The sequence below is a fragment of the Alkalibacterium thalassium genome (assembly GCF_900101165.1).
Classification (GTDB): domain Bacteria; phylum Bacillota; class Bacilli; order Lactobacillales; family Carnobacteriaceae_A; genus Alkalibacterium; species Alkalibacterium indicireducens.
In genome coordinates, this window is the sequence record NZ_FNFK01000118.1 from 1 (window position 1) to 1411 (window position 1411).

At 30.3% G+C, this 1411-nt stretch carries 2 protein-coding genes; both read left to right on the forward strand.

The annotated features are described in order from the left end of the window. Positions 1–392 precede the first annotated feature (392 nt). The gene (locus BLR76_RS11520; RefSeq protein WP_091269065.1) at positions 393–848 is read left to right on the forward strand and encodes a MarR family winged helix-turn-helix transcriptional regulator; all 456 of its coding nucleotides are present in this window, start codon (positions 393–395) and stop codon (positions 846–848) included. A gap of 22 nt (positions 849–870) precedes the next feature. Next, on the forward strand, positions 871–1020 hold the full coding sequence (locus BLR76_RS11950) for a hypothetical protein (RefSeq protein ID WP_176759716.1): 150 nt from the start codon (positions 871–873) through the stop codon (positions 1018–1020). The last annotated feature ends 391 nt before the right edge of the window (positions 1021–1411 follow it).

Consider the following 1411-nt stretch of genomic DNA (forward strand, 5'->3'; position numbering starts at 1 on the left):
CGTCAAATCTAGGAAAAATGATCCTTGATTTGACGGTGTTTTTAATTACTCAGATTTATAAATTATTACTAAAAGGTGACTTTTTTCCCATCCCCTACAAAATAGAGAACGAATAAGGGTTTTTTATCCGTGTCTATTCTATAGGGTCCAGTTTACACAGTTCGGAGGGTTTTTTGATGGGTATCAGTGGCTAAATTTATATTTAATCTAAATGAATAAATTTGAAATTCATAGTACTCAATTTATAAATTATTTGCGACCCTATTATAAAAAAAGAATGCGGGGTTCATTTTATAATGGATGATTAACTTGACACAGTAAATTTTAAATCTTATAATTAGTTCAAAATAAAACTGTTCTGTAGTGAACTAATTTCAAAAAGGAGTAATTCAATGGATCGAACTAACTTATTATTAAATGGGCACTATCTTCGCAAACTACATGACAAATATATACAAGTGGTATGTGAGAAATTTGACATGCCTAAAATTGAAATTGACATTCTTCTTTTCTTACACTATAACCCCACGCTTGATACAGCTAAAGATATGGTCAAATATCGATTTTTTTCTAAATCTCACATTTCAAAAGCACTGGATCATCTACAAGAAAATGGTTATGTATCTACCCAAAGGGAGGAAAACGATAGAAGAAAAGCACACTTAACGATACGCTCCGAAGCCCATCCGATTATCGAAGAAGCTATAAATCGTCAAGAGATGCTTAAAAAAAAGCTATCAGAGAATTTTACAGATTATGAAAAAAAACTTATTAATGAATTGATAGATAAATTTATGCTCAATGTACAAAAAGCGTTAGAAGAGTCTGAAGAAAGCGAAATGAAATAATGAATTGAAAGGATGAATGAGATTGAAAAAGTGGATTATATCTACATTAATTAATATAGGTGTTGTAGTGACCATTTCATTTTATATAGAAAGTATAGGTATACTATTTTTTCTGATAGGCAAGTTGATGTTAGCAGATGTAATGAAAGAGAAAATATTAAAAAGAGTATAATAGTTGTTTTAACTAGTACTTATTACCAAGTTTAAAAGGGAATAGGACGAGCAGGGATATAATGATTACATGCGATTATAATAGCTAAATACCCTTTTCCTTATGCTCACATAACAGCTGACTTTTTATATAGATGATGTCTTAAAACTATTGTGAATATGAGAATGAGTCGATTAAAGGAAGTTCTTCGTCTGAGTAGAACAAAGTAATTTAAGAATATAAATAATGTTAGTACAGTTGAGTCATTAAGATAGACATGATATGATTATATCACCAAATCAAAGGAGGAATGAAAAGATGAGATTGCGACTTGTGGCTTTGAATCGTTAATTAAATAACTATTCAAGGTCCTGTTTATATGACAGAAACAAGGGAGCAGTCCGTCCATTTT

What these genes read in the sequence shown, in the direction of transcription:
- BLR76_RS11520 (WP_091269065.1), top strand. Translation starts at nt 393, where the DNA reads ATGGATCGAACTAACTTATTATTAAATGGGCACTATCTTCGCAAACTA.